This window comes from Butyricicoccus sp. OF10-2 (assembly GCF_003481925.1).
Classification (GTDB): domain Bacteria; phylum Bacillota; class Clostridia; order Oscillospirales; family Butyricicoccaceae; genus Agathobaculum; species Agathobaculum butyriciproducens.
In genome coordinates this window covers 47,892-54,706 of the sequence record NZ_QUMC01000022.1, presented here as the reverse complement: position 1 = coordinate 54,706, position 6,815 = coordinate 47,892, and the positions used below count along the sequence as shown (strand labels likewise).

The 6,815-nt window shown below is 57.0% G+C and carries 5 protein-coding genes; 1 reads left to right on the top strand and 4 read right to left on the bottom strand.

Features of this window, described 5'->3' with window-relative positions:
- Nucleotides 1–183 precede the first annotated feature (183 nt).
- The 4 genes from DXB00_RS11680 to typA all read right to left on the bottom strand — a co-directional run bounded on the left by DXB00_RS11680 (nt 184) and on the right by typA (nt 5,418).
- Nucleotides 184–1,143 carry a ribose-phosphate pyrophosphokinase gene (locus DXB00_RS11680; RefSeq protein ID WP_117488850.1) on the bottom strand — a complete coding sequence of 320 codons (960 nt, stop codon included), beginning with the start codon at nt 1,141–1,143 and terminating at the stop codon, nt 184–186.
- A gap of 64 nt (nt 1,144–1,207) precedes the next feature.
- A complete protein-coding gene (locus DXB00_RS11675) occupies nt 1,208–2,455 on the bottom strand; it encodes a DapH/DapD/GlmU-related protein (protein ID WP_118728949.1) in 1,248 nt (415 codons plus the stop codon).
- A 645-nt stretch (nt 2,456–3,100) separates the two neighbouring features.
- Complete coding sequence (locus tag DXB00_RS11670) at nt 3,101–3,487, bottom strand: RidA family protein (RefSeq protein WP_118478380.1); 387 nt, start codon at nt 3,485–3,487, stop codon at nt 3,101–3,103.
- 104 nt (nt 3,488–3,591) lie between these two features.
- Nucleotides 3,592–5,418, bottom strand: coding sequence for a translational GTPase TypA (gene typA / locus DXB00_RS11665; RefSeq protein WP_118478378.1), 1,827 nt, complete (start codon nt 5,416–5,418; stop codon nt 3,592–3,594).
- A gap of 233 nt (nt 5,419–5,651) precedes the next feature.
- On the opposite strand from typA, the gene DXB00_RS11660 reads away from it, so the two are divergent.
- Entirely contained in the window at nt 5,652–6,767 is a 1,116-nt protein-coding gene (locus tag DXB00_RS11660) for a stalk domain-containing protein (protein ID WP_118728948.1), read from the top strand.
- The last annotated feature ends 48 nt before the right edge of the window (nt 6,768–6,815 follow it).

The window sequence follows — 6,815 nt, the reverse complement described above, 5'->3', positions numbered from 1 at the left end:
CGCCGCGACGCTCCCGCCGTCCGCAGACGGCGAATCCCCCCGCTGAGGTTCAGCGAAAAACTCCCCGCCCCGTCAGGGGCGAACACGCCTGCGGCAGTTCGTGTCCCCCATCTGGTCGGTGCAGAAAATATATACAAAAAAGAGCCGCTGCACCCATGCAGCAGCTCTTTTCCATGCAAAAACTTAATCGAACAGAGTAGATACGGACGTCTCCTCGTAGATACGCGCGATCGCCTCGGTGAACACCGGTGCAACCGGCAGGACGTTGATCTTATCCAGCTTCTTGTCGTTGGTCAGCGGGATGGTATCGAGGATGGTCAGCTCCTTGATCGGGCTGTTCTGGATGCGCTCGATCGCCGGACCGGACAGTACGCCGTGGCTTGCACAGGCGTAAACCTCGGTTGCGCCGCCGCGCTCTACCAGAGCGTCCGCTGCGTGTACGAGCGTGCCTGCGGTGTCGATCAGGTCGTCAACCAGAATGCACTTCTTGCCCTCTACGTTGCCGATGATGTTCATAACCTCGGATACGTTGGCCTTCGGACGGCGCTTGTCAATGATGGCAAGCGGCATATCCAGCTTCTGGGTGAACTTGCGGGCACGGGTAACCGAGCCCAGATCGGGAGAAACGATAACGGTATCATCGGTGCCGACGCCGAACTTGCCCGCAATGTACGGGATCAGAACGGAAGAACCGAGCATGTTATCCACCGGAATGTCAAAGAAGCCCTGGATCTGTGCAGCGTGCAGGTCCATAGTCAGCACGCGGTCAGCGCCTGCAGCGGTAATAAGGTTTGCGACCAGCTTTGCGGAGATCGGGTCACGCGCCTTGCTCTTGCGGTCCTGACGAGCGTAGCCGAAATACGGGATTACAGCCGTGATACGGCCTGCCGATGCACGCTTGCAGGAGTCGATCATGATGAGCAGCTCCATCAGGTTGTTGTTTACCGGACCGCAGGTGGACTGTACGAGGAACACGTCCGAGCCGCGAACGGATTCCGACATGGAAACCGAGATTTCGCCGTCAGCGAAGGTGGAGATGGCAGCCTTGCCGATCGGCAGTCCGAGCGCAGAAGCGATCTGCATCGCCAGTGCGGGATGGGAGTTGCCGGAGAAAATTTTGATGTTTTTTCCGTGAGAAATCATTGATTTGCCTCCGTCATATAAATATATTTTTTGTTCCGTGTGGATTTATATACGTTTTATGGATTTACTTTTCGTCCTTCTCGTGTGCGGCGCGGCGGCGGTCGTTCCAGCCCTCAAGATTGGTCTGGCGGGAACGCGCAACGCTCAGCGCACCGGCAGGAACGTCCTTGGTGACAGTCGTACCGGCAGCCGTAAACGCACGGTCGCCCAGCTTGACAGGCGAAACGAGGTTGGTGTTACAGCCGATGAAGCAATCGTCACCGATCTCGGTGCGGTACTTGTGATAGCCGTCGTAGTTGACAACGACCGTGCCGCAGCCGAAGTTGACGCGCTCACCGACGGTCGCGTCGCCGATATAGGTCAGGTGCGAAACCTTGGTGCCGTTGCCGATGGTGGACTTCTTCAGCTCTACAAAGTCGCCGATGCGGCAGCCGTCACCGACCACGCTCTGCGGGCGGATATAGGCAAACGGACCGACCGTGGTATTGCTGCCGACGGTGGATTCATAAACCTGCGAATTGTTTACCGTAGTGCCTGCGCCGATCTCGGCTTTTTCGAGGATGGTGTTCGGGCCGATGACCGCGCCCGCGCCGACCTTGCAGCCGGGACGGATGTGACAGCCGGGCAGAATGGTCGCGCCCGGAGCAATATCAGCGTCCGGCGCAATGTAGGTGCTGGTCAGATCGAAGATCTGCACGCCCTTCTTGATGAGGCCGAAGTTGACACGCTGCATCATCTCGACCTGCGCCATAAAGGCCGCCGTACCGTCGCAGATGACGTAAATCTTGTTGGTGATGGCAATGCCCTTCTGCGCACCGGCTGCAACAGCCGCCGCAACCAGGCCGTCGAGCGTATCAGCGCCGCTCGCAAGTGCCTTTTTCAGCATATCCCAGGTGAACATGGCGGCATAGCAGCGGCTGTCTCTCGGCAGCGGCTGACCTTCCGCGTCAAAGCCCTGCTGCTCGGCAGACAGTACGCTGACGCCGTAACCGGTGTTCAGGTGCGTCTCAGCCAGATGGAACAGCGCGTCCTCCTCTGCCAGTGCAAACGGAGCCGCCAGCACCAGAACGTGCTCGCTCTCCGGCAGCGCAGCCAGCGAGGCAAAACGATTTGCGGCATCGAGCGCGATGTCCTGTGCGCCGGCAACGGCAGGCTCCCTGTCGTCGTGCGCAAAGAAGCACGCCTCCACCGCATCAGGCAGCGCATCCCGCATTGCATCGCCCGCAGTGCCGAACAGCACCGGACGCGCAAAGGCAGAAATGCCGCTTTCGTCAAACAGGCCGCCAACCATGACGGCATTTACTTTATTCATCGCAGAAATCCTTTCGTTTCTCAAGGGTCATACGACCAGATTTTCCGATATAGCTTTATTATACAACAGTATGCCGCAAATTGCATTATCATTTTTCGATAAATTTCTTCTCACCGCATAATATTTTTCGCCGTTTGCATACAAAGGCCACAAAGCAAGCATTTTGGTGGGAATTGAAGTGATGGAGAATTGAGATACCCACCGCCGCAGGCGGCTCTCAGCGAGTCGGAATGGAGGATGGCGAATTCGTGCGGAGCGTGCAGATCACGCCAACCTCGAACCACGTTCGCGGCATAAAATACGCGGTTTGCTTGCATAACCGCACCCACAGGGCAGGCGGCGCGTGCCGCCGAGCCTTCCGCGGGCGACCGCGTTTCCGCCACCCCATAAAATCCCGCAGGGATTTCTGCACCCAGAGAACCCATCACGCCGCGGAGCGCATAAAATGGAGCGTGCGCGCGACAAAAATGGCAGGACATGCGCCTGCCATTTTTAACAAACAGTAAAACACCCCGAAAACCGGAAAGTTTTCGGGGTGTTTTGCTGCAGCAGGTGTTCCCGCCCTGTCCGTGAAACGGACACGCGCGGCGACACCGTCCCTCGATTCAAAGGACAAGTCCTTTGAATCGAAAAAGCCGCAGGCTTTTAGCCCTGTACTGCAACTACTTCTACTTCTACCTTAGCGCCGAGCGGCAGAGCAGCTACTTCAACGCAGGAACGAGCCGGAGCGCCTTCCGGGAAGTACTTCGCGTACACACCGTTGAATGCAGCAAAGTCGTTGATGTCGGACAGGAAGCAGGTGGTCTTGACAACACGGTCAAAGCCTACGCCGCCCTGTGCCAGAACGCACTGCAGGTTCTTCATGACCTGCTCGGTCTGCTCCTCGATGGTGGTTGCTACGATCTTGCCCTCCTTCGGGTCGATCGGAACCTGACCGGAGGTAAATACGAAACCGTTTGCAGCGATTGCCTGAGAGTACGGGCCTACGGCTGCCGGTGCGAGATCAGTGTGCAGAACTTCCTTGATAGCCATGGTGGGAATTCTCCTTTATATATCTTTATTTTTTGATAACAGGGTGAAATGAGCGCTTTTCTTCACCTAAACGGTGTAAAAGCGTAATTGCGGCACAGCCATCATTATTTCTTGCCGCCCTTGGTCTTTTTCAGACGCTCGGTGTTGGACAGAACGCGCTTGCGCATACGGATGCTCTCCGGGGTAATCTCAAGCAGCTCATCGTCGGAGATGAACTCGAGTGCCGCCTCGATGGACATCTGGCGCGGCGGAATCAGGCGCAGCGCATCATCCGAGCCGGATGCACGCATGTTGGTCAGCTGCTTTTTCTTGCAGACGTTTACAGCCATGTCCTCGCCGCGCGGGTTCTCGCCGACGATCATGCCTTCGTATACCATCGTGCCGGGGCCGATGAACAGCGGGCCGCGATCCTGTGCGTTGAACAGGCCATAGCCAACAGCCTCGCCGGCCTCAAACGCGATCAGAGAACCGGTGGTGCGCTTCTGGATATCGCCCTTATACGGCTGATAGCTGTTGAATACGGAGGACATAACGCCCTCGCCCTTGGTATCGGTCAGGAACTCGGTGCGGTAGCCGAACAGGCCGCGCGCCGGAATGATGAACTCGAGGCGCATACGGTCGGTGCCCTTCGGGTTCATGGAAACCAGCTCACCCTTGCGGGAGCCCATCTTCTCCATGATCGCGCCGACAGCATCCGCCGGAACGTCTGCGATCATGCGCTCCATCGGCTCGCAGGTCTTGCCGTCGATCTCCTTGAGCAGCGCCTTCGGTGCGCCAACCTGGAACTCGTAGCCCTCACGGCGCAGGTTCTCGATCAGAATGGACAGGTGCATCTCACCACGGCCGCAAACGCGGAATGCATCGGTGGTATCGGTTTCGTTTACGCGCAGGGATACGTCCTTGAGCAGCTCACGGAACAGACGCTCACGCAGGTGACGGGAGGTAACAAACTTGCCTTCCTTGCCGGCGAACGGAGAGTCGTTGACCATAAAGGTCATCTCAACGGTCGGCTCGGAGATCTTAACGAACGGCAGAGCCTCAACGTGCTCGGGGTCGCACAGGGTCTCACCGATGGTTACGCCCTCGATGCCGGAGAAGCAAACGATCTCGCCTGCCTGTGCCTCCTCGATCGGCTGACGGCCCAGCTCCTCGATGGAGTACAGGGTAACCAGCTTTGCGTTATACGGCTTGGTGTTGCCGTGGTAGTCGCAGACGGTAACCTGCTGACCTACCTTCATCGAGCCGCGCTCGATACGGCCGATGCCGATACGGCCAACGTACTCGTTGTAGTCGATAGAAGAAACGAGCATCTGGGTCGGGCCTTCGGTATCAACCTGCGGTGCCGGAATGTGCTCGAGAATCTGCTCGAACAGCGGGGTCAGGTCCTTGCCCTCCACGTTCGGGGACATGGAAGCGGTGCCTGCACGGCCGGAGCAGTAAACGATCGGGCTGTCCAGCTGCTCGTCGGTCGCATCAAGGTTGAGCAGCAGCTCGAGGACCTCGTCGCCGATCTCGTTGAGACGAGCGTCCGGACGGTCGATCTTGTTGATTGCGATGATGATCTTGTGACCGAACTCCAATGCCTTCTGCAGCACGAAACGGGTCTGCGGCATCGGGCCTTCTGCTGCGTCAACCAGCAGAACAACGCCGTCTACCATCTTGAGGATACGCTCTACCTCGCCGGAGAAGTCGGCGTGGCCCGGGGTATCTACGATGTTGATCTTTACGCCCTTGTAATGTACAGAGGTGTTCTTTGCCAGAATGGTAATGCCGCGCTCACGCTCGATATCGCCCGAGTCCATGACACGCTCTTCTACCACCTGATTTTCGCGGAAAGCGCCAGCCTGCTTGAGCATCTGATCGACCAGAGTGGTCTTGCCATGGTCAACGTGCGCAATGATGGCGATGTTGCGTAAATCGTTACGGATCATATATTCTATTCCTCCATCAGCGGGATTATTTTCGTACAGAATTTATTATACCCGTTTTTTCGTTCATTTTCCACCTATTTTATCGTCAAAATTACGGCGATATATCCGCTCTAAATTGTAAAATATTTTGCTAACTGATAAAAATTCCGCTCAGGATACAGTTGACGCAGACAGACCGCTGCCGTACAATAAAAAAAAGACGCAAGCGTCTGATAAAAGGAAGGAGAATCTCTATGAACAAAATCGGAAAGGCAATGCTCTGCACCGTACTGACCGGCGCAATGGCTGTCGGAGCCGCAGGCGCGGCTGACCTCGGTTCCCTGTCTCCGCAGGGTGCTAAGGCGTATCTGAATCAGATCACCACCCTGCAGAATAAGTATGGCAAGGCTGCCGCTCGCACGGACGATGGCTTCAAGGGACTGCTGACCGGCCTCTCCATGGCAAAGCTGGTGGATATGGACGGCGACGGCACGCCCGAGCTGTACTGCGGCGCAGGTCTGAACGGCCAGCATATGTATTCGTATGCGGATGGGAAAATCTACGCGCTGGAGATTCCGGAGGGCGTGAGCAACTTCGGCACGGATGTTTCGCCGTGCACCCAGTTTTACGTTGGCAGGGACAAGGCGTATCTGGTCTCCGGTCAGGAAGTGATGAATAACAATCCGGTCACCTTCTGGACCAAACAGGGCGATAAAGCCGTTGTGGTCCTCACCTACACGGACGGCTTCGACTGGGATGCCGAGACACCGACACCAGTCAAAACTATCAACGGTCAGTCCGTTACCGCAGAGGAATTTTCTTCCGCTATCCTCGACTTCACCGGCGATATGGACGAGCAATATTACTCCTTCTGGGAAAGCCCTTACAACAGCGACCGTGCGCTGTCTCCGCGTGCGGCTCTGCAGGATACCATCGCCTTTCTGCGCAAGCTGACCAACCCGACCGCAAAGGTCTCGACCCACAAGGTAACGCTCAACGGCGAGTCGGCAAAGCTTGGCGCGTACACCATCAACGGCAGCAACTACTTCAAGCTGCGCGATCTTGCGAAAGCACTCGACGGTCTGAACACCAATTTTGAGGTCAAGTGGAACGCGGCGCAGCAGCGCATTGACCTGACCAGCAAGACCGCCTACACCGCGGTCGGCGGTGAGCAGGCCGCCCTGCCCGCCGGCAATAAGGCCGCATCTCTCACGAACGCCTCCGTTTATCTGGACGGCAAGCCGCTTTCCCTTACCGCCTATTCCATCGGCGGCAACAACTACTTCAAGCTGCGCGACCTTGGCGACGCCCTCGGCTTCGGCGTGGATTGGAACGCGGACACCATGACTATGATCCTGACCGTGAAATAAAAAACACGCTGCACACAGCAGAAAGCCACCGTTTCAAAGAAACGGTGG